This window comes from Bacillus sp. JJ1122, from assembly GCF_036964885.1.
In the GTDB taxonomy this organism is placed as follows: Bacteria; Bacillota; Bacilli; order Bacillales; family Cytobacillaceae; genus Mesobacillus.
The window spans coordinates 36,754-61,727 of sequence record NZ_JBALQL010000035.1 but is presented as its reverse complement, the minus strand read 5'-3'; the positions used below and the strand labels follow the sequence as shown (position 1 = coordinate 61,727).

The 24,974-nt window shown below is 41.7% G+C and carries 24 protein-coding genes; 4 read left to right on the top strand and 20 right to left on the bottom strand.

The window, feature by feature from the left end; all coding sequences use genetic code 11:
• Nucleotides 1–193 precede the first annotated feature (193 nt).
• Complete coding sequence (locus V7201_RS18995) at nt 194–1,132, bottom strand: LCP family protein (protein ID WP_335378330.1); 939 nt, start codon at nt 1,130–1,132, stop codon at nt 194–196.
• Between the two features lie 415 nt (nt 1,133–1,547).
• Complete coding sequence (locus tag V7201_RS18990) at nt 1,548–3,536, bottom strand: S9 family peptidase (protein ID WP_335378329.1); 1,989 nt, start codon at nt 3,534–3,536, stop codon at nt 1,548–1,550.
• A gap of 333 nt (nt 3,537–3,869) precedes the next feature.
• On the opposite strand from V7201_RS18990, the gene V7201_RS18985 reads away from it, so the two are divergent.
• Nucleotides 3,870–4,256, top strand: coding sequence for a hypothetical protein (locus tag V7201_RS18985; RefSeq protein ID WP_335378328.1), 387 nt, complete (start codon nt 3,870–3,872; stop codon nt 4,254–4,256).
• A gap of 181 nt (nt 4,257–4,437) precedes the next feature.
• Here the strand turns inward: V7201_RS18985 and V7201_RS18980 are convergent, their stop codons facing one another.
• Nucleotides 4,438–5,019, bottom strand: coding sequence for a competence protein ComK (locus tag V7201_RS18980; RefSeq protein WP_335378327.1), 582 nt, complete (start codon nt 5,017–5,019; stop codon nt 4,438–4,440).
• A gap of 190 nt (nt 5,020–5,209) precedes the next feature.
• Between V7201_RS18980 and V7201_RS18975 the strand changes: the two genes are divergently transcribed.
• Nucleotides 5,210–5,446, top strand: a complete 237-nt coding sequence (locus V7201_RS18975; RefSeq protein ID WP_335378326.1) for an IDEAL domain-containing protein — start codon at nt 5,210–5,212, stop codon at nt 5,444–5,446.
• Nucleotides 5,447–5,621: 175 nt separating this feature from the next.
• On the opposite strand, the gene V7201_RS18970 is transcribed toward V7201_RS18975, so the two are convergent.
• From V7201_RS18970 to V7201_RS18925, 10 genes are all read right to left on the bottom strand, one after another.
• Nucleotides 5,622–6,899, bottom strand: coding sequence for a M48 family metallopeptidase (locus V7201_RS18970; RefSeq protein WP_335378325.1), 1,278 nt, complete (start codon nt 6,897–6,899; stop codon nt 5,622–5,624).
• Nucleotides 6,900–7,077: 178 nt separating this feature from the next.
• Entirely contained in the window at nt 7,078–8,076 is a 999-nt protein-coding gene (locus V7201_RS18965; RefSeq protein WP_335378324.1) for an ABC transporter substrate-binding protein, read from the bottom strand.
• 18 nt (nt 8,077–8,094) lie between these two features.
• Nucleotides 8,095–8,850, bottom strand: a complete 756-nt coding sequence (locus V7201_RS18960) for an ABC transporter permease (protein ID WP_335378323.1) — start codon at nt 8,848–8,850, stop codon at nt 8,095–8,097.
• Nucleotides 8,834–9,622 carry an ABC transporter ATP-binding protein gene (locus V7201_RS18955; protein WP_335378322.1) on the bottom strand — a complete coding sequence of 263 codons (789 nt, stop codon included), beginning with the start codon at nt 9,620–9,622 and terminating at the stop codon, nt 8,834–8,836. The genes V7201_RS18960 and V7201_RS18955 overlap by 17 nt, the downstream gene beginning before the upstream one ends.
• A 242-nt stretch (nt 9,623–9,864) precedes the next feature.
• Nucleotides 9,865–10,170 carry an AzlD domain-containing protein gene (locus tag V7201_RS18950; RefSeq protein ID WP_335378321.1) on the bottom strand — a complete coding sequence of 102 codons (306 nt, stop codon included), beginning with the start codon at nt 10,168–10,170 and terminating at the stop codon, nt 9,865–9,867.
• Complete coding sequence (locus tag V7201_RS18945; protein ID WP_335378320.1) at nt 10,163–10,891, bottom strand: AzlC family ABC transporter permease; 729 nt, start codon at nt 10,889–10,891, stop codon at nt 10,163–10,165. The genes V7201_RS18950 and V7201_RS18945 overlap by 8 nt, the downstream gene beginning before the upstream one ends.
• A gap of 142 nt (nt 10,892–11,033) precedes the next feature.
• Complete coding sequence (locus V7201_RS18940; protein WP_335378319.1) at nt 11,034–11,810, bottom strand: enoyl-CoA hydratase-related protein; 777 nt, start codon at nt 11,808–11,810, stop codon at nt 11,034–11,036.
• Between the two features lie 94 nt (nt 11,811–11,904).
• On the bottom strand, nt 11,905–13,461 hold the full coding sequence (locus V7201_RS18935) for a fatty acid--CoA ligase family protein (protein ID WP_335378318.1): 1,557 nt from the start codon (nt 13,459–13,461) through the stop codon (nt 11,905–11,907).
• Between the two features lie 171 nt (nt 13,462–13,632).
• The gene (locus V7201_RS18930) at nt 13,633–14,622 is read right to left on the bottom strand and encodes a lipoate--protein ligase (protein WP_335378317.1); all 990 of its coding nucleotides are present in this window, start codon (nt 14,620–14,622) and stop codon (nt 13,633–13,635) included.
• A gap of 14 nt (nt 14,623–14,636) precedes the next feature.
• Nucleotides 14,637–15,371: an MBL fold metallo-hydrolase gene (locus V7201_RS18925; protein WP_335378316.1), complete on the bottom strand. Its 735-nt coding sequence runs from the start codon at nt 15,369–15,371 to the stop codon at nt 14,637–14,639.
• 173 nt (nt 15,372–15,544) lie between these two features.
• Between V7201_RS18925 and yhfH the strand changes: the two genes are divergently transcribed.
• A complete protein-coding gene (yhfH, locus tag V7201_RS18920; RefSeq protein WP_335378315.1) occupies nt 15,545–15,679 on the top strand; it encodes a protein YhfH in 135 nt (44 codons plus the stop codon).
• 115 nt (nt 15,680–15,794) lie between these two features.
• Here the strand turns inward: yhfH and V7201_RS18915 are convergent, their stop codons facing one another.
• The 5 genes from V7201_RS18915 to hemE all read right to left on the bottom strand — a co-directional run bounded on the left by V7201_RS18915 (nt 15,795) and on the right by hemE (nt 22,357).
• On the bottom strand, nt 15,795–17,996 hold the full coding sequence (locus tag V7201_RS18915; protein WP_335378314.1) for a YhgE/Pip domain-containing protein: 2,202 nt from the start codon (nt 17,994–17,996) through the stop codon (nt 15,795–15,797).
• Between the two features lie 73 nt (nt 17,997–18,069).
• Nucleotides 18,070–18,642, bottom strand: a complete 573-nt coding sequence (locus V7201_RS18910; protein ID WP_335378313.1) for a TetR/AcrR family transcriptional regulator — start codon at nt 18,640–18,642, stop codon at nt 18,070–18,072.
• A gap of 183 nt (nt 18,643–18,825) precedes the next feature.
• Nucleotides 18,826–20,247 (bottom strand): protoporphyrinogen oxidase, encoded by a 1,422-nt coding sequence (gene hemY / locus V7201_RS18905; RefSeq protein ID WP_335378393.1) that lies wholly within the window; start codon nt 20,245–20,247, stop codon nt 18,826–18,828.
• A gap of 34 nt (nt 20,248–20,281) precedes the next feature.
• Nucleotides 20,282–21,220 (bottom strand): ferrochelatase, encoded by a 939-nt coding sequence (gene hemH, locus V7201_RS18900; protein ID WP_335378312.1) that lies wholly within the window; start codon nt 21,218–21,220, stop codon nt 20,282–20,284.
• 90 nt (nt 21,221–21,310) lie between these two features.
• Nucleotides 21,311–22,357, bottom strand: a complete 1,047-nt coding sequence (gene hemE, locus V7201_RS18895; protein ID WP_335378311.1) for a uroporphyrinogen decarboxylase — start codon at nt 22,355–22,357, stop codon at nt 21,311–21,313.
• 390 nt (nt 22,358–22,747) lie between these two features.
• Between hemE and V7201_RS18890 the strand changes: the two genes are divergently transcribed.
• On the top strand, nt 22,748–23,254 hold the full coding sequence (locus V7201_RS18890) for an antibiotic biosynthesis monooxygenase family protein (protein WP_335378310.1): 507 nt from the start codon (nt 22,748–22,750) through the stop codon (nt 23,252–23,254).
• Between the two features lie 31 nt (nt 23,255–23,285).
• Here V7201_RS18890 and V7201_RS18885 read toward each other — a convergent pair whose 3' ends face one another.
• Both V7201_RS18885 and V7201_RS18880 read right to left on the bottom strand, forming a co-directional pair.
• Entirely contained in the window at nt 23,286–23,927 is a 642-nt protein-coding gene (locus V7201_RS18885; RefSeq protein ID WP_335378309.1) for a response regulator transcription factor, read from the bottom strand.
• The gene (locus V7201_RS18880; protein ID WP_335378308.1) at nt 23,927–24,970 is read right to left on the bottom strand and encodes a sensor histidine kinase; all 1,044 of its coding nucleotides are present in this window, start codon (nt 24,968–24,970) and stop codon (nt 23,927–23,929) included. Before V7201_RS18880 ends, V7201_RS18885 begins: the two co-directional genes overlap by 1 nt.
• Nucleotides 24,971–24,974: the final 4 nt, after the last annotated feature.

The following is a 24,974-nucleotide window of genomic DNA, read 5'->3' as shown; positions in this document are numbered from 1 at the left end:
CTGGAGCTGGACATTTCTTAAAGTGAATTTTATACTTTCTTATCTTTCTAAAAAGCTCACCCTTATGCCATTCGTTCTTTGGCTTGCTTTACATCACTGCAGAGCTTCACCAAACAATCTTATTTCATAAATACCTCATTTAAATTATTGTACACCTCAAACGAATGAATGAGAACTTTCTAACATCATACATTTATTTTGCTAAAAATTCCTGAAGTGCTTGCCTGTTTTCTTCAAGGTTGATTGCCAGTATGGCACCTGCACCCTCAACTCTTTGATTTTCGTAAGATCCTTCAACCGGGATTCTCATCGTATCGATATTACAATTGTCCTTTGATAGGAAACCTTTTCCCATAAACAAGATGTCCCCTGTATCCATATTTGTATTCACAAATGGCATTACTACACCAACAAGCTTCGGAAGCTTAGGCAGGGTTTGAAAGCTGGCGAACTGTTTGCCCACTTCCTTTATGACGCTTTGCTGACGTTCTACACGCCCAAAATCTCCAACTGCATCATGACGGAACCGCACATAACCTAATAAATGCTTCCCATCCAGCTTCTGTAATCCTGGCTCCAGTGTGACTCCAATGTTTTCTGACATCCTCTTTTCAACGTTTACTTCAACACCATCTGGGAAAGCTTCATCAACCACACGGACAAATCCTTCAAAATCGACGATTGCATAGTACTGGAGATCAATATCGAAGTTCTCCTTAATTGTTTGCCTAAGCAATTCAGGTCCGCCTAAAGCAAATGCGGCATTAATCTTATTGTCACCATAGCCCGGAATGCTGATATACGTATCCCTCATAATGGACGTCAGCTTATAGGTGCCCTTATCCGGATTATAGCTTGCAATCATAATTGTATCTGCACGCGACTTCTCTTTTCCTCTGGCATCGCTGCCAAGCAATAGAATATTGGTGGCGCCATTTCGGTCTCGTTTACCATTGAATTCATACTCCTGCTTATTTTGCTCAGCTGTTTTGGCTGAATCACTTACACCTGCTCTATATTGAAAATAAGAATAAACAGCCAAAGCACCAATGAGAAGAAACAGCAAGAAAAAGACCCCTGACCATCTTATTCTTTTCTTCTTTTTATTACGCTGAGTTCTTTCATATCTCATGTTAAAATTCCTTCCAAAATTAGATTTTAATATAACAGACTTATTTTTTTTCAAATAGTTACTGATGCTCTTATTTTCCTTCTTTCTCTATAACCTTAAACTTCTCCAAAGAAAATTTCAAAAAAATAAAACCCACAGTCGGGAGGACTGTGGGTTTCAAACGTATAGGCCCTGTTAAACAAGTCTGTTGATTTTCGTTCCAGGCGCTTCGCTTTCCGCGGGGCTGGCGCTGAACCCGCAGGAGTCTGCGCGCCTTCCCCTACAATCAACAGGTTATAAAAATCAACATTCAGCTTTAACAGAATCGTTTTAAATCATTTTGGGCTCGGTTAACCTTATATTGTTTTACGTTACGTTTCAGCGTTTGCTCAAAATAAAACAGGCTAATATTGATCTTGTCAGCAAAAACTATCGATTACTTTAGATGGTCATTGAACCAGTCAACAATATAGGCTAAGCGGTTCAACCTCAGGTTGGGCTTTCCGCTTCTGGATAGCTCGTGGTTTGATTCCGGGAAACGGATGAACTTTGTTTTCTTCCCCTGTCTCTTCAATGCGATAAACAGCTGTTCCGCCTGCTCAATCGGGCAGCGGTAATCTTTTTCGCTATGAAGGATCAATAAAGGAGTATTAATTTTATCAGCATATGCAAGTGGTGAATGCTTCCATAATGTTTCAATATCATTTAGATCTGCTTTTATTTGCCACTCTGTAAAATAGTATCCGATGTCGCTTACCCCATAAAAACTAATCCAATTTGAGATTGAACGCTGGGTGACGGCAGCTTTGAATCGGTCCGTATGGCCGACAATCCAGTTTGTCATGAAGCCGCCGTAGCTTCCACCGGTTACACCAAGTCTTTCACTGTCAATGAAATCATAATTTTCCAGCACATAGTCAACTGCATCTATGACATCCTGGTAATCTCCGCCGCCATAATCGCCGCGGACGGCATTAACAAATTGCTGCCCGTATCCATGGCTTCCGCGCGGATTAATGTAGAGAACTCCGTATCCTTCTGAAGCAAGAACCTGGAATTCATTAAAATAAGTATTTGCATACAGAGCGTGTGGTCCACCATGTATTTCCAAAATCAACGGATATTTCTTTCCATCTTCCATGCCAGCCGGCTGCATGATCCAGCCATGGAGCCTAGTTCCGTCACCCGCAGCAAACGAAATTGGCTCAGGCTTCGATAAGGTAACTTCATCAAGGAACTTTCCATTCACTGAAGTGAGCTGCTTTATATCTCCTGTTGTTACCTCTAGCTGGAATAGCTCCCCTGGCAAAACCGGATTGCTGATCGCAGCCACGATTCTTTGATTTTTACGATCAAGTGTATATCCATATACATGCTGCTGATCCAGCAAGGCAGGATATATTTCACCAGCTAAATTCCCAAAATAGATGACCGTATTGCCCTGGTCGCTTGCAAGGAAATAAAAGCTCTCGCTGTCTTCTCCCCATAAAAAGGCTGGGCTGTGGGCACCTTGCTGAAAATCCGCTGCAACTGCGTCTCCTACAAGGATATCCATATTATCGGTGATGCATTGGATATTGCCTGTTGCTAATTCTTGTACCCATAATTGAGGCAACGTTGCATTTTCAAACTCTCTTTCATGGCCGATATAACCTAGGTATTTTCCATCAGGTGAAAAAGCGGCACTGCCATAGTATCCTTTTCCATTCGTTATTTTTGTGATTTTGCCGGTTTCCACATCCAACAGCAATAAATCGCTTTTAAATGAGAAATCGCGCTCTGCTGTTTCATCCGCTGACAGTACAATTGTTTTGCCGTCAGGTGACCAGCACTGCAGGTGGTAGTCTGCTTCTCTCTTTGTAATGAGCTCTGCTTTGCCATCCGCAAGACTTATAATTGCTGTCTGCTTATACTTTCCATCCCAGAAACCCGCAGCATCTGACTTATACTTCATTTCCTCTGCCACAAAAGGCTCGAGCTTCTTTTCATCCTTCTTCTCTTCTTCCTTCTCCAGTAAATCCTCTTCTGGTTTGAGGAAAACCGAACAGGCTAGTTTAGAACCATCTGGTGACCATACAGGCCCGCTTGCACCATTTTTAAAGCTTGTGGCTTGCCTAGCCTCTCCACCAGCTGCATCCAGAACATAAACTTGATTTTTCCCTGCTCTGTTGGAAACAAACGCAAGCTGTGACCCGTCTGGTGACCATCTAGGTGAATGGTTTCGATATTCCCCATACGTCCATTGCTTCGGTTCTCTGTCTTCTTCAATATCGATTATGTATAAATTAGACACATAGTCATTCTTTTTTTCCACCATCTCTGTCTGAACAAATACACACTTCTTGCCATCAGGTGAAAGTTGAGGATCTGTCACGGACTTCAATTCGTATAAATCTTCTGCTTTGAGAAATCTTTTTTCTCCCATCTAAGCAGCCACCCTTCCTAAATAATTTATTTATCTATCTTTATTTCGATAACAGAAATATATTTCCTTCTTCTTAATAAAAATTCTTTTACACTTTGGCTCTGTTAAACAAGGCTGTTGATTTTCGTTCCAGGCGCTTCGCTTTCCGCTTGGCTGGCTTTAACAGAGCCTACACTCTAAATGAATGGATTAGTACCTTGAAATTTTTGTATAACGTTTGGAAATTATGATAAGGAACAGGAAAATTTTTTTACACTCTTGAAATCCGCTAAAAAATCCAGTACGATTATAACGAACAAATGTTCTATTTTATTCAAAAAGGAGCAAAGCAAAATGACAAGGATTCCTGAACAAGAACGCGATATCATGGAACAGGCCATTTATTTGCCGATGGTGCTTGTCGTGCTAAACCGGGATCTTTCTGTCGTTGAAAAAAGTCCATTCAAATTAAAGAAGCCATATTTGGAGCTAATCGAAGAAACAATGAAGGCAGTCCAGAAAGAACTCGCTAAAGTAAAAAGCTATTTAAAAAAGCATAACCTTAAGGTTGAGGAAGTAAAGCGTGATGATGCATTTACGATGTTCCTCTTCATTTATCAAGGCTACGAAGAACACCACAATTATTTTAATCCCCGTATTCGCAACAAGGTCCAGGAATTGATGCTATATTATTTATTCAAGCGGTTCAAACAAGCCGATCCCCCCCTGGAAAAAAGCTAAAGGAATCCGGCTGATCATCGGATTCCCCTGAATTTCCATCTTATAGATGTGGCTATTTCCTCTTACAGTCTTTATTATCGGCAGGCAAATGACGCACTGCTTGCTGTTTCCGTATATAATGCTGCGCACCTTTTCGTGGAAACCAAAAATGCCAGTAAATCCAAAAAGCATTAAATATTAATTAATTGTCCTTAAAAACCTCACTTACCAAACTGGCATGATGATAGCCTTGCGACTCGCTGTATTTCGAACCATGGAGCAAGTAAAGGGCTTTCCGTTCAGTTTCTTTCATCCGCTGCATAAATTTTGTGCGGAGCAAGGATGTCCGCAGAAGCTGGTTTTCAAATGAATGGTGAGATACTGGCAAGGTAATGGATTTTTTATTTCTGAAGATAACCTGTGTGCTATGGGAATCCACCTTTTTATGGAATAAAACATGCTCATGTGACACCCATATACAGTCAGGATTTGCAGGTGAATTTGTGGGCATAAAATAAATGGAGCTAATGGGGTCAATAATGATGGGAATTTTATGGGTAATCCCTGTCAGCTGCCGGGTTCCTTCTTTTCTCCCTTCATAGCTGGAACCAAAATATTTACAGCTTTTTTTCACGATTTCAATCGGCCTGAATGGAGATAAATACTCCTCTTCCAATTCTATTACCTTGCTGTATGTCTTGCTTCCGTATTCTTCAGGGAGAATGATCATTGTAAAAGGATTTATTTCGTACTCTTCTACTAAATTCTTTTGGTTGATTGTCATTCCTTCATCTCCTAAAATACCATATACCCTATTGTAACATAACGGCTAAAATTTTCTTCCCTCTCAGGAAAAATTCCTATTTTAGCCACATTTAATGACACGTGAAAAATTTTCTAAAAATTATAAAAATTTAGTTGATTATCTTTTCTTTCCTCCATATAATATAAAAAAGGTCTAAGAGGTGAGGTCAGTGAAAGAAAAATCGTATTCTGAAATCATGAAGGCCAGTGTCATGAAACGCATAAAAGCCAAGGAATCTTTTGTTCTGGACCTGTATGTTGACATGCTAATTTCTGAAATCCAATTAAACACGAAAAAAGAAAAATTGCTGTCTAAAATCGATAAAGCAATAGATGAACGTGACCAAATTTTATTTCTAACCTTGACAGAAGAGTTGAAGGATCTTAACAAACAATTTGGAACGTAAATGAGTGAAATCCCCCATAAAGGGGGTTTTTATTATTTTACAATAAGGCTGTGTTAAACTTTGCTGTTGATTTTCCGTTCCATCAATAGGTGCTATAAACAACTCTGTCCTTTAACACAGACTTAAATAAAAAACAGCCCCTGAAAATTTCTTTCAGGGGCATATTGTTTCATCTTCACTCTTGTTCATTCCGCTTTTGCACTTCATAATCCTCAAGACGGGATATTCTTTCAAGCATAGTCGGGTGTCCGTACCTAAAAATCTTCACCATAAATGGAGGATTAACCTGGCTAAGCCCTGCTTTTGTAAGCTCTTGGAAGGATGAAATCGCTGCGTCTGTATTATCAGTCATTTCAATCGCATATTTATCAGCGCGAGTTTCCTGATAGCGTGAAACAAGGTTTGAAACCGGGCTTGCTGCAAACATCATCATCGACAGGAACATAAGGAAGAGTGGCAGCGATCTGAGATCACCAGGATGGGTAATTTTAAATTCTCGCCCCCAGCGCTCGATTGCCCATTTCATCAATCGTGAAACAGCATACAGGCCGAAGAGAGATAAGAGCAGATATCCGCCAATACCGATATATATATGTTTTTCTACATAGTGGGCCATTTCATGGGCCATGATGAACAGAATTTGGTCATCGTTCAGCCGATTCAGGGTCGTATCCCACAGGACGATGCGGGAATTAGAACCGATACCAGTAACATATGCATTAAGAGCATTCGTTTTTTCAGCCATATTCACTTCAAACACATGCTGCGCCGGGATGTTCGCCTGCTCTGCAAGATCAAGGATTTTCGTTTCGAGCTCCTTGTTTTTTAGCGGGTAGAAGTCGTTATAAAGCGGATCAATCACGACCGGCTGGAGGAACATAATGAAAAGTGTGAACGGCACTGACAGCAGCCATGCGAACAGCCACCAGAACCTTTTGCTTTTATTCATCAGCCAGTACAGGACCACAACGATCACGAACATCATTGCATAATTGATCCAGAAATCGATCAATTCATCCTTCATCCACGAAGCAAAAGTCTGGGTTGAAATATTATAGGTCTTTGAAAGTGTAAAGCTAATATAGCTAAGCGGGAATGTTGCCACGAACGCAAAGAACGAAAGCCAGATCAAGTAGATGGCCGTTTGGCCGTATTTATTCTTGGATGTTTGTTCTCCCCATTTTTTAAAGGCCTTGGAGAGACCTAATAGCAAAATCAAAAAGTAAAACAGCCATTCAAATGGTGTAGAAAGAAAGAATAATAAGTTCCTGATTTTTGAATATTCCTCGCTGAGCATCAACTCCCTGCCATTCAGAAAAGTCGCCGGATCTGCCCTGGAGCCTTCAAATTCAAATGGAAGATTTGTATCTGCAAAATAAAAAAGGTACCAATATACCGCAAATCCGTAGAGCACATAGGCGATTACTCCATAAAAGCCCATTTTTCTCGCCATAGCTATTCCCCCTTTACGTACAACCCTTCAATAACTATTTTAGTCTGCTGCTTAAAAAATAGAACAAGTTATTGTCATGTTAAAGCACATACAGAAAAAGGGTACCAAGATGATTTCTTGGTACCCTGCATAACTTGTTTATTTTTATTGATGGCTCTAACAAGGGTGTTAACAGAGCCTAATTAATAAAAGTTTTATCGATCAATGCCTTAAAGTCTGGTTTATCCTTTAAGAATTTTAAGGCATATGAGGAATCTGAGAATTCCTGGATTGTTTTCTCATCTACTTCATAAGTGAAGCCAATTCGCTCCCAGGCTAGCTTTACTACGTCCTTTTCAAGCTCCTGCTTTGTTGTTTCTTTGATGTCTTTAATTGTGATTTGCTGTGCTTCCTCGGGATTTTCATTAATGAATTGGACGGCTTGCTTATGAGCATCAATAATTTTTTGAACCATTTCAGGATTCTCTTTAATCATTTTACCTGAAGTGACCATGACAGAAGCTGGCAATGTTTCGCCATAGGCTACCTCATCCCAGCCTATAACAACTTCTGCTCCGGTTTGTTTTTCAATAACAGCTGCCCATGGTTCAGGAGCTACAGCAATGTCGATTTTTCCTGATTTCAGCATCGCAGCATATTGTGCCGGCTGTCCTGTAAGATGCTTCATCGTTCCGCCGATGCGTTCTGATGTAATGCCTGCTTCCTCAAGATATGTTTCATATTGGACATCATGTGTGCAGCCAACGCCTGGAGTAATGAAGGTTTTGCCCGCAAAGTCTTCAACAGAGTCGATGCTGACTCCTTTTCTTGCTAAAACGACCGTGCCGCCAGTCGACGCCCCGGCGATGATTTTCACATCAGCGCCTGTTGTATAATTGTTCATCGCAGGAGCAGGACCTACAAGTCCCGCATCAATTTCGCCGGTTTTAAGCGCCGTCATGAACGAGCCGCCTTCAGCGAAGGTTTTATATTCGATTGTTGTGCCGTCGCCAAGCTGCTGCTGGTAAAACCCTTTATCCTTTGCAACCATCGCAGGCACATGATTGATGTTCGGAAAGTAGCCAATGACGATTTTTTCTTTGCCAGCCGATGTTTTCGATGCCCCGCCTGAACCGCATCCTGAAAGCAGCACCGCAAAAGTGAACAAGAAGGTTACTGCTAAAATAGCTTTTTTCATAAGATTTCCCCCTTAGTTTTATGATTCTAGTCCCCAGCGTTGAAGCACCGATTTTTCGATACGCTGGAAAATAATCTGGTCAACAATTGTTCCAATAACCCCAATGATAATCATGACACCAATTACCAGAGCCATGTTTCCGAAATCCGAAGCATAGCGCAGCGTGTAGCCAAGCCCCGGTCCCGTGCTCAACAGTTCACCTGCCATCAGCGCACGCCAGGCAAAAGCCCATGCAAGCCTTGCACCTGTCACGGCATACGGAATCGATGCTGGAAATATAACTCTTCGAAATAAATCCCAGCCGGTGGACCCCATTGTCCTGGCTGCCTTTATATAAAGTGGTGAAACATTCTTGATGCCCATCCTGAGATTGAGAGTCATCACAAATGTTCCTCCAAGTACAACAACGAATATGACGGCTTTTTCATTCATGCCAAACCACATGATGGCCAGTGGCAGCCAGACGATACTTGGTACGCTTTGAAGTGCAAGCACGACTGTACCTATCGTCTCATCGGCTGATTTCGACCTCGCTAGCAGGACTCCCAGTGCCGATCCAATCACAAGAGATATCCCTAGCCCAATTGCCAGACGTTTAAAGCTGGCAACCAAATCGTATACCAATGTTTTATCCTGGAACCCAGTCACTAACGCGTCAAGCACTTTTTCAGGAGACGGCAAGATAATTGGCAGCCACCACTCCATTTTCGAACCGGTATACCAAAATGAAATGATTACTGCAAAAAATATGATTCTTTTAATGGTTGGATTCATGTGCAAGTTCCTCTCTGACCACTTTGTCGATTTCCTTCTTCAGGAATCCCATGATGTATTCTTCCAGCTCCACCATTGCTTTTTTGTGCTGATGACGAGGCCTTGGGATGTCCACCTTAATATCCTGAAGGATGATACCAGGCTTCGTCCCCATCACAATGATCCGGTCTGATAGTTTAATGGATTCAGAGATGCTATGGGTTACAAATAAAATCGTCTTTTTCGTTTCTGTCCAGATTGTCTCCAACTGGTCATGGAGCCGAGTGCGCGTCTGTTCATCAAGCGCGCCAAACGGTTCATCCATCAAAAGAATATCCGGATTCATCGCAAGTGCTCTGGCGATTGCGACACGCTGCTGCATTCCGCCAGACAGCTCGTGTGGATAATGCCCTGTATAGTTTCCTAGCTGGACCATTTGCAGATATTTTTTTGCTTGTGCTTCTGCCTGTTTTTTTGGAAGTTCTCTTTTAAATGGAAAAATGACATTCTCAAGCACATTCAGCCATGGAAACAAAGCCGCCTGCTGAAAAACCATTCCCCGGTCCTTCCCTGGCTTTTCTACCTGCTTTCCATCGATAAGAATTTCTCCGCTGGTTGCTGGGGTCAGCCCGGCAACAATCGAAAGAAGTGTAGATTTCCCGCAGCCAGAAGGACCAAGAATAGAAACAAATTCACCTTTATTTACTCCAAGATCAATACCTTTCAAAATATCAATCTGGTGATTATCTTTATCTGCGTATTGTTTATGAACATTATTAATAGAAATGAACAATTAAATCACCCCATTCAAATAAAACAAATAAGTCTAGTCGGAATTAATAAAGTTAATTATAATGTATTCTCTGACCTTGTCAACATTTCGTTTTTTCCGCGTGTTTTTTTCAGGTTTAACCTTAATCGGTAATTTCTTCCCAGATTTTCATGTTCACAAAATTTTATTCCACTAGGTGTTAAAATCAACATTCAACTTTAACAGAGCTAAAAACAAAAAAATAGACCTGCAACAAAGCAGATCTAGAAAAAATAAGAATATAGAGTCAAAACGGAAATAGAGCCTATAACTACGACGATTACATTTGCACCCAGGTAAGCGGCAATGAACGCAGATGCTGCTCCGATGACACCGTACCAGATATCTTCCTGGATAAAAAGTATTGCCGGGAAAATCAAGGCACCTAGCGTGGCATAGGGAACATTTTTCAATACTCCCTGTAAAAATGGCGGAAGTTCCTTCCCTTTAAACATGACAAACGGCAGCATTCTTGGAAGGTAGGTTACGACCGCCATGCCGATAATCATGATCATCATCTCTCTACTCATCTGCATCTGCCCTCCTGCCAAGCTTAACTGTTTCCACTATTTCTACTAGAATTGCAGACAGCAGGGTAGCCAATACAATTGCCCAGCCTGTGGACATCAATTCAGTCAAGGTGAAAATAGAGTTGAAGCACGCCGCCAGAACGGCTAGAAAAACAACCTTCGCATTTTTCTTCATCGACGGCACTAAAAGTCCGACAAACATTGCATAAAGAGCAACCGACATGCTTTCCTGCAAGGTTTGCGGCAGCCCTGTACCTATAAGGAAACCTAATCCTGAAAAGATTACCCAGCTTGAATATGCGGTAAGGTTCAAACCGAACATGTATCCTGCATTTACAGTCCCTTCGCGAGTCGCAGCCACCGAAAAGGTTTCATCGGTAATACCGAATGAATAGGCCATTCTCGCAGGGATACTGTCTTCGTCTGCCTTTTCGTTCAGTGAGGCAGACATAAGAAAATGACGGATATTTACAATAAAAGTAGTAAGGACAATTTCGAAAATCCCAATTCCCTGCGCCAGAAGGCTTAATGATATGTATTGAGCTGCACCTGCAAACACTAGAAGACTCATCATCACTGTTTCACCCAATGATAGTCCTGTCGTCTTGGCAATCAAACCGAAGGTAAGCGCAATCGGCATATAGCCTATCGCAATGCTGATGCCAGATTGGATTCCTTTTTTAAACTCCGTTGCCTGCTTAACTGCTAATGTGCTTTCCACGCGCTCCCCTCCCTCAGAAACTATTATACTTTTATTCAATTTAAAATCCTTTACTCCATTAAAATATATTATACATACTTCCATTAGCATGGAAAAGTATTTCTTTACCCGAAACAAAAAACACGACCAAAGCCGTGTTTCATCACTTTCCTTTAAAAACTGGCTTCCTCTTCTCACTAAAAGCAGCTAAAGCCTCAAGGCGGTCTTCAGTTGGAATCGTCACTTCATACGCTTTTCGTTCAATTTGCAATCCAGTCTGCAGATCAGCATTCATCCCTTGCTTGATAGCGAATTTTGCCTGCTGTAATGCAACCGGCCCATTTGCATGCATCATATCTGCCCAGTTAAAGCATTCATCCAGCAAGTTTTCCTTTTCTGCTACAGAAGTGACAAGTCCAGATTGCAATGCCTCCTCCGCGCTAATTCGGCGGGCAGTCAAAATCAATTCTAAGGCTTTTGCCTGACCGACTAGCCTTGGCAGACGCTGTGTTCCGCCTGCGCCTGGAATGATACCTAGACTTGTTTCTGTCAAACCCATGAGCGTCCCTGCTGCGGCAATACGAAAATCACAGGCAATGGCTAACTCCATCCCTCCTCCAAACGCAAATCCATTGATTGCTGCGATGGTAGGCTGCGGCAGCTGGTCAATGGCAGTGAATACTTCACCAATTTTAAAAATATTCCGCTTAACGTCTTCCTGAGCCAAAGTCCTGCGCTCTTTTAGATCCGCTCCCACACTGAATGCTTTCTCGCCGGCACCGGTAAAAATAATCACTCTTGCTTCAAGGCTTGTCCTGATTTTTTCAACGATCTTTTGAAGTTCTTCAAGCATCTCATAATTAAATGCGTTGAGTGCATCAGGGCGATTTAAAGTAACAATCGCTGTATATCCTTTTAATTCAAAATGGATATTTTTCAAATTACACCACTCCTTTCTTAATTCTCATTCTTGATAAATATAAAAAAATCCTCTTTAAAAAAGAGGCCAGCTAGGAAGCCTGCCTCTTTCAAATTTATTTACCCTGTAAAACTTGATTTTTCAATGCTCTTCTTAAAATTTTGCCGGTTGTATTCTTAGGGAGCTCTTCCAGGAACTCGATTGCACTTGGCACTTTGTATTTAGCCATATGCTCACGGCAATATTCGAGCAGCTGGCCTTCTGTCAGGTCTGGATTCTTGCTGACAACGTAGCATCTGACTGCTTCGCCCAAATTAGGGTCAGGTACCCCAAGAACGGCAACCTCGACAACATCAGGATGGTTATACAATGCTTCTTCGACTTCACGAGGATACACATTATACCCACCGACAATGATCATATCTTTTTTGCGGTCGACGATATAAAAATAGCCTTCGTCGTCCATGCGTGCAAGGTCGCCAGTATAAAGCCAGCCATCCTTGATTGTTGCAGCCGTCTCTTCAGGCATTTTGTAGTAGCCTGCCATAACATTAGGTCCACGAACAATCAATTCGCCAACTTCTCCAGGAGCAACTTCTTCCCCTAGTTCATTTACTACCTTGTTTTCTACATTAATAATCGAAGTGCCAATCGAACCAGCCTTGCGAGGGCGGTCAAGAGGATTGAAACATGTCACTGGTGAAGCTTCAGACAGTCCATACCCTTCGGAAACCATCACGTTGAATTTTCTTTCGAAGTTATGCAGCAATGCTACCGGAAGTGATGCTCCCCCAGAAATGCACAGTCTCAAAGATTTTAAATCATCCGGGTTTCCTTCTGGATACTGGAATAGGAAATTGTACATCGTTGGTACACCAGCAAATACACTTGCCTCATATTTCTTTGCGATTCTAAAAACCTCTGCAGGACTGAAGCGAGGAACGATTAACAAGGTTCCTCCATTCATTAATGGTGCATTCAAGGCAACTGTCAAACAAAATACATGGAACATTGGCAACGCAGTAATGACACGATCATCTTCATTCATTTTCAGGTAATCGCTTACATCTTTCGCGTTGCTGTAAAGGTTCTTGTGTGTAAGCATGGCACCCTTTGGTTTTCCTGTTGTTCCAGAGGTATAAAGAATGATGGCGACATCGTCTTCATTAAGCTCTGGCCCTTTATATCCATGATCACCAGAAGCAACGACGTGTGTAAACGGTTTCATTTTTGACCCTAATGACAAATTGGAAATTTCCTCTTCGGACATTTGACTCTGGCCTGTTTCGCAAATAATGAAATTCTCTACCTTTGGCAGGTGCTGATGCATTTTTTCAGCCAAAGGCAGCATCAGATCCAGTCCAACAACGGCTTTAACATCCCCGTTATTCAGTATATAACCAATTTCATCTGCAGTATAAATAGGATTAATGGGAATAACTGTTGCACCAAGCCGAAGAGCTCCGTACAAGCTGATGACAAAGTGTGGAGAGTTTCCTAGCAGCAGTGCGATATGATCGCCTTTTTTCACCCCTAATTTTTCAAGGCCCGAAGCAAACTTGGTAACAGTGGCATCGAGTTCAGCATATGTACTTGCTTTATCCATGAAAAAATATGCCGGCTTTTCGCCAAGCACAGAGGCAGTGTGATGAAGCTGTGATGAAAGATTCATTAACTCCCTTCCCCCTTCGTGGTGATGTAATTTCACCAAACTCGTAAAAAGTTTTCTAAATTTATTATATTGAAAGAAAATTATGTATTCAAGAAAAATGTACTGACATTTTCAGCAATTTAACAAAAAATAATAAAAAACGCGATGTCCAAGACATCGCGCTACTCCCTGCTAATAAATTAAATTAATAAAATCTTCCTTAGAAATATTTCCGAAATAATGTTTTATATCGATTTCTTCTAAAGCTGCCGCTATTTGTGATTTCTCATATTTTTGGCCTATGAGCTTATCCTCAATTTCGCCCACATCGCCGACACCAAAGAAATCTCCATATATTTTGCAGTTTTCAATGATTCCTTTGTTCACCTCAAAGCGCACATCGATTTGGCCGACAGGGAAACGATGAGAATGCTGAAGATTAAATTTTGGTGACTTTCCATAATTCCAGTCCCAGTTCTGATATCTTTCTTTTGAAAGTTCATGGATATTCTCCCAGTCCTCTTCTGTTAGGACATACTCCGGGATTTCCTCCATCCCTTCAAAAATATTTTTTAATAGAAGACTGCGGAACTCTTCAATTGTCACAGTTTCAGAAAGAAACTCAGAAATGTTTGCCACACGGCTCCGTATGGATTTAATGCCTTTTGATTCGATTTTATCTTTTTTCACGTTAAGGGCTGAAACAACACTTTCGATTTCTGAATCGAATAATAATGTTCCGTGGCTGAACATTCGGCCCCTTGTAGAGAACTGGGCATTTCCTGAAATTTTTCTTCCTTCGGCGAGAAGGTCATTCCTGCCGCTTAATTCAGCGTCCACACCTAATTTTCTCAAAGCATTGACGACTGGCTCTGTGAACTTTCTGAAGTTATGAAAGCTCTCACCGTCATCCTTCGTAATGAAGCTGAAATTCAGGTTACCTAAATCATGATACACAGCGCCACCGCCTGATAGCCGGCGGACAACGTGAATTCCATTCTTCTCGACATACTCTGTATTGATTTCTTCGATCGTGTTCTGGTTTTTGCCGATGATGATGGACGGCTCGTTTATATAAAATAAAAGATATGTTTGGTTTATATCGAGATTCTTTAAGGCGTATTCTTCTATCGCCAAATTAATTCTTGGATCTGTGATCCCCTTATTATCGATAAATAGCATCGCTGATTCTCCTTTTATAATGTAAACTCCAGTCCTTCTTTTGCCAGTGATATCGGTCCTTGATATATGGTCAATGCTTCAGTAACAAGCTGTTCCAGTTCACCATAATGAGGAAGATGAGTCAGAATGAGCTGTTTAACCCCTGCTTCCTGAGCGAGCCTTCCATTATCATAACTGTTCATATGACCTGCTCCCTTGCCATCCTGGCTGCCATAAAAATTGCACTCGGAAAGCAGTAAATCTGCACCTGACGCAAAAGAAATGAATTCTTCCTTGTAAGAGGTGTCGGCTGTGTAAACCATGACTTTTCCTCCTGCTTCCACTCTCATTGCATAGCATGGAACAGGGTGAACCGCGGTCATGAAAGTAATTGTAAATGGACCGATTTCAAGCTTTTTTTTAGGATCAAAAGCAATACCCTTTGTGATGTTTTTATATGTAAGCTTTGCAAATTCCTGCTTGTCCTTTGCATGACCGTAAATAGGAAGCTGTGGTGACTTTTTACCTAAAAACCCCTGGATAAGTCTTGCGTGCTGCAGCACACCGATATCCGCTACATGATCAGGATGGTAATGCGACAAGACCAGAGCGTCCAGTTCTTCAGGCTGGACAAAGTTTGGAAGCTTCGCCAGCACCCCGCTGCCGAAATCTATCATAAGCTTGAAGCCGTCATGCTCGAGCAAATACCCGGTGCTAGCCTCGTTAACCTTAGGATATCCGCCCCAACACCCAACAATTGTAAGCTTCATTGGTATTCCTCCTTTAAACCAGTGTTTGCTTTCACTATACTTCATTTTACCCATTTTTTCATTTAAACGGTATTTTTCAGAAAACAATCGTTGACGATTCCATACTGTTATAATACAATTTAAACAACAACATAACTGTATCAAAACACTTTTAAAAATTGGGGGCGAACAGCATGATTGAAAATATTGTTGAATTCTTTCGTAATTTACCTCAGAAACAATGCATGGAGTGTGGAGAACCAATAAAAGAACAGCACGAATGTTATGGAAACAAGTGCGATGGATGCATGCATCCTGGGAAACTATAAAACTTCCATTAATTTCCCGCCTTTGTTTATACGGTTGTAATAAACTTTCTTTCAACAAGAAAGGCCAGCTCGTTCATTTTGAACGGCTGGCCTTTTTTAATTGCTATAAAAACGTCTACTTTTCTGCAGAAACGGCAAAGCGCCTCTTATGCATAAGTTGGAAGTATATCCACGTTCCAATCGATAATGCTACAATATATGCTCCGAGGATTTCAGCATTTTGCCACATAAAGCTTAGATCCCCGCTTGAAATGACGGATTTGAAACCTTGTACTGAATACGTCATTGGCAAGAATGCATTAAACTTCTGCAAGAATCCTGGTATCAATTCCAAAGGGAATGTACCCGCACTTGTTGTAAGCTGAAGTATTAAGATGACAATTGCCACAAATCGTCCAGGATCCCCCAATATAGTAACAAGGAATTGAACAAGGGTGATAAATGTCAAACTTGTTATTATGGAGAACAGAAGGAAGAGCGGAAGGCTCTTAACCTGCAAACCTAATCCTCCGAGCAATATGGCATCAGCGATCAATGCCTGAATAACCCCGATTCCAGCTAAAATCACAAACTTACTCCTGAACCAGCTGAAGCCGCTTGATGGCACCCCTGCAGGTTCTCTTAACGGAAAGACAATAGACAGAAGCAATGCACCGACGAAAAGACCTAAAGATAAAAAGTATGGTGCGAAGCCCGTTCCATAGTTTGGAACTTTGTTGATTTTCTCATTATCCAATTTAACAGGAGCAGCAAGCATATTATACGTATCATCAGAAGGATTGACCTTCGCTTTTTCTGCACCTTCTTTAAGTTTATCAGCGAGTTCCGTTGTACCAGCTGCTACTTTCCCGTTCCCTTCAGCAAGTCTCTCGGCACCAGATGACAGCTTGCCAGCTCCATCTGCCATTGCAGATGATCCTGTTGCAAGCTGATCCATTCCCCCAGCAAGTTTGGTCGAACCAGCTGCAAGTTTTTCTGAACCAGCTTTAGCCTCGGCAAGCTTTTCACCAAACATGCTCATTCCAGAATTAAACTGTTCCTGTCCAGCAGCTAGTTTATTCGCTCCATTTTCAAGCTGGGCTCCTCCTGATGAAAGTTCTTCAAAACCTTTACGCAACTGTGATTGCCCCAGAGATAATTGACCCAGACCGCCATTTAGCTGCTGTGCTCCACCTGCAAGGGCACCAGCTGATTCTGAAAGAGTACCTGTGCCTTGAGCAAGCTGGGCACTTCCTGCTTCCAATTTTTGCAATGCTTCTGCAAGCTGTTTCTGCTTATCTGGATATTCAGCTAAAAGCGGCTGCATCATTTGCATTTGTTTCTGCAGCTCCTGAATGCCAGAGTGCAGCTCATTTGCTCCTGCAGCAGCATTATCTGAGCCCTTTTTCCAGGCTTGCATATTTTGCGACAGCTGCTCAGAACCCTGTTTAAGCTTAGATGTACCGTCTTCCATCGCAGGAAGCTTGCTGTTTGCTTGCTGCAAACCGGCAGCTAACTTTGATGCACCTGCAGACAATTCTTTTTCACCCGAAAGGATTTCTCCAGATGCGGCTTCTAGCTTCTTATGCCCATCTTCCAGCTGTCCCAGTCCGGATGCAAGGGAGTTTGCTCCATTAGCAACCTCTTTTACACCTGACTTCGCTGAAAGCATGCCGTTGTTGAACTCAACAGATTTCCCGGCAAGAAGTGATAGATTTTCATAGAGCTCATTTGAACCATTCTTTAATTCCCCTGCACCATCCTTTAATTCTGATGCGCCTTCACTTGCTTTGTCCAATCCGTCAGCCAGATCACCTATTTTATCAAACATTGTTTCTGCATAGGTTTCAGACACCTTCTCAGATACAGAGGCCTTAATTCTTTCTGCTGCCGTTTCACCAATTTGAGCAGAAAGAAAGTTAAAGCTTTCATTCGGCATGTAAATGAGTTCAAGTTTTTTTGGCGTGTCGTCCAGCAATGTAGTAGCATTTTCGGAGAAATTTTCCGGAATTTTAATGAGCATATAATACTCTTGCTCTTTTAACCCTTTTTCCCCGTCTGCTTTATCTACAAAATCAAAACTAAAGTCTTTGCTTTCCTGCAGTTTCTCAACTAAATTATCCCCAAGCTCCAATTTTTCTCCTTCGATCATTGCACCTGAATCCTCATTGACAATAGCAACTGGCAAATCAGAAAGATGTTCATAAGGATCCCAAAACGCCCACAGGAACATTCCGCTGTATAGAACCGGGATAAAAATCACAGCTAAAATTGGGATCAGCAGCTTCTTATTGCGAAGTATCGCTAAAAATTCCTGTTTTAATAGTTTGTTTTTCATAGTTGTCCTCCCTTTTGTAATAAATGACCATTTTGTTCATTTGGTCAATCGACTCCATAAAACAAGGACTATCCTATATAGACAATCCTTTGAAAATGTAAAACTCAAACAGCTGTGAGATGTCTTCCTTTTCCAGCGGTGTGTGTTTTTTCTCCCAGTCAAATATTAAGGCAATATAGAGTTTCATCATGATAAACGCCGTCATTTCGGGATCGCACTCTTTAATCTCCTTTTTTTGAACAGCGAGAACGACCTTATCCTTAATATAGTTGATAATGGCTGTTTCCATTTTTGCCATCACTTCCAATACTGCAGGTGTCCCTAAGTCTCTCGCTTCCTGAGAAAGTTTGATCGTCAGCTGGTGTTCTTTACGGAACTCAAGGAGCTTATACAGAGCCCGATGAACGTTTTCGTAAAATGAATGAGACGGATCTACGGATTCATCTGCAACCCGCTTCATTTCCTTGATGAGCCTGTTCACGATCTCATCGAAAAGTTCCTCCTTGTTCTTGAAAAAGGTATATATCGTCCCTTTTCCAACATTGGCCATTTTGGCAACCTGGTCAATGGTTGTAGCCTTATAGCCATAGAGAGAAAATGAATTGGATGCTGAATCAATGATTTGCTGTTTTCGGTCGATTGCCATGATTACACCTCTCTACGAATAAAAAATGACCAAATGAGAGAATTGGTCAATTCGTTCAATAGATACTTTATCACAAATGATTTTGCTTTACAACATAAATATAGTGTTTTGTTTCTTAGCTTATGGAGTTTTATGATTTCTAATTTTTTTATCTAAATAAAAGAAAAAACCCTAAAAGGGTTTTTAAGATCCGAGTTTTAAAAATTTCAGGATTTTTTCTACAGCTGCTTCACCCTGGTCAATGCAGTCTGGAAGACCAACACCTTCATAGGAGCTGCCTCCTATAAAAACACCTGGAAGCTCATTTGCAAGATCGTCTTTCAGCTTTTCGACTCTTTCTTTGTGGCCAACTGTATACTGCGGCATCGCTTCTTTCCAGCGGGATACGACCGCAAAATCAGGTTGTGTCTGAATATCCATGGTTTTGTTCAAATCTTCAAGGGCGATTTTGATGATTTCATCATCGGATAGTTCAACGACTGCTTCGTCTCCCGGTCTCCCGACATAAAGCCGGAGCAAAACTTTACCTTCCGGCGTCGTATGCGGCCACTTTTTATGTGTCCAAGTACAAGCAGTAATCGTGTAATCACTGTTTCGCGAAACAACAAACCCAGTACCATCGATATCTTCTTTTATGACACTTTCCGGGAAAGCCATTGCGACAGTTGCAACAGATGTCGAAGGAATATCACGAAACGGCTCAAAAATGTGATCATGATCAGAAAACATATGCAGGGCCGCTTCGTGCGGAGCCGAAACAAGAATGCTGTCCGCATCGAGTGTTTCGCCGCTGCTCAATCTCAAACGATAGCCATTATCCTGTTGCTTGCTGACTTTATCAACCCTGATGCCCTTTAAAACTGAACCTGATTCAAGTTTCGATTCTATTGCGTCTACGAAGGATTGAAGCCCTGTTTTCACTGTCAGAAACATTCCTTTTTTCTTTTCATGGCCGTCTCCAGCTGTTTTCTTTTTCGGGACAGGAGTGGTTTTCTTTGTACCAAGAATCAGACTGCCGTATTTTTGCTCTACTTGGTAAAATTGAGGGAATGTTGATAAAAGACTCATGTTATCAATATCTCCTGCGTAAATACCTGAAAGTAAAGGCTCAATCAGATTTTCTACAACTTCATCACCAAGCCTGCGCCGGAAAAACTCGCCTAATGACTGGTCACCTTTAACCTTGGAAGGAGGCATAAAAAAGTCTCCCGCTGCTCTGAACTTTCCTGGCCATGAAAATAGGCCCGTTGTAATGAAAGGAGCGATTTGAGTCGGAATTCCCATAACAGCGCCGCCAGGCATAGGGTGAAGCTTGTCCTTAACCAAAACATAGGATTTCCCTGTGCTGTTGTTAACCAGCTGATCGCCAAGTCCAACTTCGCGAACCAGCCGACCTGCACTCGCCTTCCTTTCAAGAAAAGAATCAGGGCCCCTTTCAATGACAAAGCCATCTTTAAGATAGGTCTGCATTTTTCCGCCGACTCGGTGCGAGGCTTCGACTAACTTTACATCAAGGGGAAGCTGGCTTTCCCGGGCATATTTCTGCAAATAATACGCAGCAGTCAGACCAGTTATGCCGCCTCCGACAATTACGACTTTTTTCATTTCTGTCACGGTAAATCGCCTTCTTTTTATAGTTTTAGCGTGAAGTAGACAGCTTCTTTAATATCACATCTGCCATCGCGTCAATAAATTCAGGCTCTGCGTTCGGCATTGGAGGCCTGTAATAGCTTGCTCCGATTTCGTCCGTGACTTTTTTACATTCATAATCGTTGTCATAAAGGACTTCCAGATGGTCGGATACAAATCCCGCAGGCACATAAACAAATGCTTTATAATCATGTGCTTCGAACAGGTCCCGGGTAAGATCCTGCACATCAGGCCCAAGCCAGGGTTCAGGAGTATTCCCAGCACTCTGCCAGCCTACCTCGTAGTTCTTAACATTTGCTTTTTGGGCAATCATGTCTGCAGTCTTTTGCAGCTGATCCGGGTATGGATCGCCCATCTGAAGGATTTTCTCCGGAAGACTGTGGGCAGAAACAATCAATACTGCATTTTCACGCTCCTCTGCAGGCATGTCGACGAATGTTTTCTCCACACGGTCAGACCAGTATTTAATAAATTTAGGCTCGTCATACCAGCTCTCGACTGATACGATTTCCGGTCCACCAAGCTTTGAAGCTTCTTCCTTGGCTCGTCCATTGTAGGATTTCACGCTGAATGTCGAAAAGTGCGGAGCCAACACGATGCTTACAGCCTCTTCTATGCCATCTTCATGCATTTGCTTGACTGCGTCCTCGATAAAAGGCTCGATATGCTTGAGACCAAGATACATCTTAAATTCAATCTCATCCTGTAAACTGTTTAAGTGCTGCTCAAGCTTCTCACCTTGCTCAATCGTAATTTTCGCAAGAGGTGAAATGCCCCCGATTGCTTCATAGCGCTGACGCAAATCTTCAAGCATCTCAGGCGACGGCGTCCTGCCGTGGCGAATATGTGTATAGTATCGTTCAATATCTTCTTCTTGGTAGGGTGTTCCATATGCCATAACTAGCAAACCCATCTTTTTCTTTGTCATGATTGCACCTCTTTTACTGTCTCTAAGCTTTTATTCTGCCAAAAACAAGACTATTTTACCAATTGTAATGCTCTGCAGCAGACATGAGGCCTATCTGCTAAGCTTTGAGGCAGAATACTCATGTACAAAAGCGGTCAACTTTTTCAACGTCTCTGGGTTCACTGAAGGGAAAACCCCATGTCCAAGGTTAAAAATATAGCCAGGCTGTGTCATTCCCTGATCAAGGATTGCTTTTGCTCTTTCTTCAATTACTTCCCATGGAGCAAGCAGAATTGCAGGATCAAGATTTCCCATGACTGTTTTCTGGATTCCAAGCTCACGAGCTTCGCTAATTTGCAAACGCCAATCAAGTCCTACAACATCAAGCGGAAGGTCATTCCACTCCAAGGCAAGATGACTTGCACCTACACCAAACATGATAAGAGGTACATTTTCTTCCTTTAAAGATGAGAAAATCCTGTTCATTACTGGTTTGATAAATGTGCGATAATCTTGGACGTTAAGCGCACCTACCCATGAATCAAAGATCTGGATTGCTTTTACCCCTGCTTTGATTTGGGATTTCACATATGTAATCACCATATCGCCTAACTTGTCCATTAGAGCGAACCAAGCTTCAGGCTGTGCGTACATGAAAGCTTTTGTCTTGTTATAATTCTTCGAAGGACCGCCTTCAATCATATAGCTTGCTAATGTAAACGGAGCTCCTGAGAAACCAATCAAAGGTACAGATAGTTGTTCCTGTGTTAGCAGCTTGATAGTATCGAGAACGTAAGGAATATCTGATTCTGGATTGATATTGCCTAATTTTTCAACATCAGCAAGAGATGTGACCGGATTAGCAATAACTGGACCTATTCCTGTTTTAATTTCTACATCTACTCCCATAGCAGGAAGAGGTGTCATGATATCCTTATAAAGGATCGCCGCGTCCACGCCATATTGCTCAACTGGCAGCCGCGTAACATAAGCACAAAGCTCAGGCTGGTGTGTGATTTCAAATAATGAATACTTTTCCTTGATTGCTCTATATTCAGGCTGTGATCTGCCAGCCTGCCTCATATACCAGACAGGAACATAATCTGTTTGCTCTCCTCTGGCTGCTTTTAGAAATGTATCGTTGATTGTTTTGCTCATTAGGGGAAGTCCACCTTTCAGTAATGTCTGTCTTCCATTGTAATATAAATAGATTAAAATAAAAAACACCATTTTTTCGCTATATACACTATATCCTTTTTAATAACCAATTTCATAGAAGACGCTCGAAAATGTCGAAAAATTGACGAATTTACTTTTTTTACGTTATTTAAATGATGGATATGGTTAAATTCCACTGTAGGTTTCAATCATCAACATTGCTCAATACCACAGTCAATATGGTAAATTGCCTTTATCACCAGCTGCTTCCATTCGAAATGGACCATAAACGCAGCTCTAAATTTAAAAAAGCATTCATGATTAGGTTTAGTTCCTTCAAATTAGTATAATTACAGTATTGAATGTATTTTATTAATGAGGTGAAAAAAGATGAATTTGTATATAGCTTCTGGCACAGCAGATTATTTGACGAAACTGAAAGAGCAGCATCCTGAAGAGACTCTTGTTTTAATGAACAATAGTGAATCAGCAATCCTTGTTCACGAGACAATTGGAGCAAGCTTGTTCAATGAGCCAAGAAAATATGAAGTGATTGATACCGCAGGTTCACTTAACCAGCCTGGTTTCTCCGTTTTCAACAATATACCAGTCACAGATGAAGGACGCCCTCTTTTCGAGAATCGCTTTTTAAACAGGCCGAGGCTAATAGAGAATGAACGCGGTTTTAAAGCCATTCGTGTTCTTCGCCCACTGTCATCTAATACTTATATTATTTTGACTGTATGGGAAAATGAAGGAGCATTCGAAAATTGGCAAAAATCGAAGGCATATGATCATGCTCACAAAAACCGCGGAACAGAAGCCGGCATCGATAACGCAAAACCGCACATTTTCGAAAGCGCTTCGTATGTCTCGAAGTATTATATTGGAGAATAGTAAATGGGAGGCGTAAGCTGCCTCCCATTTTTTATGGATTCTTCACTAACCCATTCCTATTCGCATATACGGCAGCCTGTGTTCTGTCTGAAATCCCTAGTTTGTCAAGTATATTTGAGACATGAGTCTTTACGGTTTTTACTCCTATATAAAGTTCTTCACTGATTTGCTGGTTTGTCATCCCTTCTCCAATACACTTCAGCACATCAAGCTCGCGTTCTGTCAGTTCACTGTGTGGTTTTCGATCCTGGCTTCTGAGCCTGTTCATCATCCGATTCGCTACCTTTGGCTCAATCACTGGTTCACCTTTTGCCGCTTTCTCAATCGCATTGATAATTTCAGAAGCCGTCGCTGTTTTCAGCATGTAACTGAAAGCCCCTGCCTCAATAGCCGGGAAGACCTGTTCATCGTCATAAAAGCTTGTGATGATGATGACTTTGCATTCAGGGCAGAAGCTCAAGATTTCCCTGGTCGCATCGATTCCAGTGCCACTTTCCATTAATAGATCCATTAATACTACATCCGGCAATGTTTCTTTTACAAGTGCTACGGCTTTTTTGCCGCTATCTGCTTCACCGACAATTTCAATTTCCGGTTCTGTGGCTAAATAGGACAATATGCCTTTGCGCACCATCTCGTGATCATCAACTACAGCAACTCTGATTTTCTCCACTACTCTTCCCTCCTCAAAGCAGGTATCCGAATATCAATATATGTTCCTTCTTTTTCTTTCGACCTGATGTTATATGTACCGCCGATTTGTTCACATCGTTCCCGCATTGTCTTTAACCCATAAGACGCCATCCGTTCGTTATGGATGTTAAAACCTTTCCCATTGTCGCCAATGAATAAATGAATATAGCGATCTTCTTCAGACAGTACCAGCTTTACCTTAGAGGCATCTGCATGCCTAAGAATATTTGAAAGGGCTTCCTGCACAATCCGGAAAATATGCTCTTCTCCAGCTTTGGATAGATTTTCAATTTCATCGACGCTTGCTTCAAAATTCAGGCTTGTTTTTTGCTTAAGCTCCTGTATCAGCTTGACAATGCCATCGCAAAGACTCTCACCACTCAATTGGACTGGCCGTAAATGGAGGAGCAAAGCACGCATTTCTCCTTGAGCTTTAACCGCAATCTCTGATATTTGCTCCAATTGCTGCTTTGCCTTCTCCGGATTTTGTTCAAATAATCGCAGTGAGGCTGAAGACATCATACTCAGCGCAAACAGCTGCTGGCTTACTACATCATGAAGATCTCTTGCAAGACGCTGCCTTTCTTCCATAATTGCAGCCGCCCTAGCTGTTTGTGAAAGCTCTGTTTTTTCCTCGGCAAGCCTCTGCAGAGATTGAACCTGTTCTTGAAAATGTTCCGATAGCTGATTGAGCTCTTCAGAGATTAACCCTATTTCATCCTTTTCATAGGTAATAATTCTTTCACTGAATTTCCCTCTGCGAAGTGTCGTGACGAATAATAAGATATCTCCAAGCCTACCTTTAATTAAATAACTTCCCCTAAGTCCGAAGTACAGACCGCCAGAAGCCAATATAATGAAACTATATAGCCACAGCAAAAAAGTCATTTTGGTTGTCAGTCCACTATGTGGTTCTATATATAAGTAGATTTGCATTCCTATAAAAAGAACGAGTGAAGAGATGAAAGCCATCATCAAAAAGGTCTGGATAAACCAAAACCGGATACTGGACATTTGCTTCATTTCC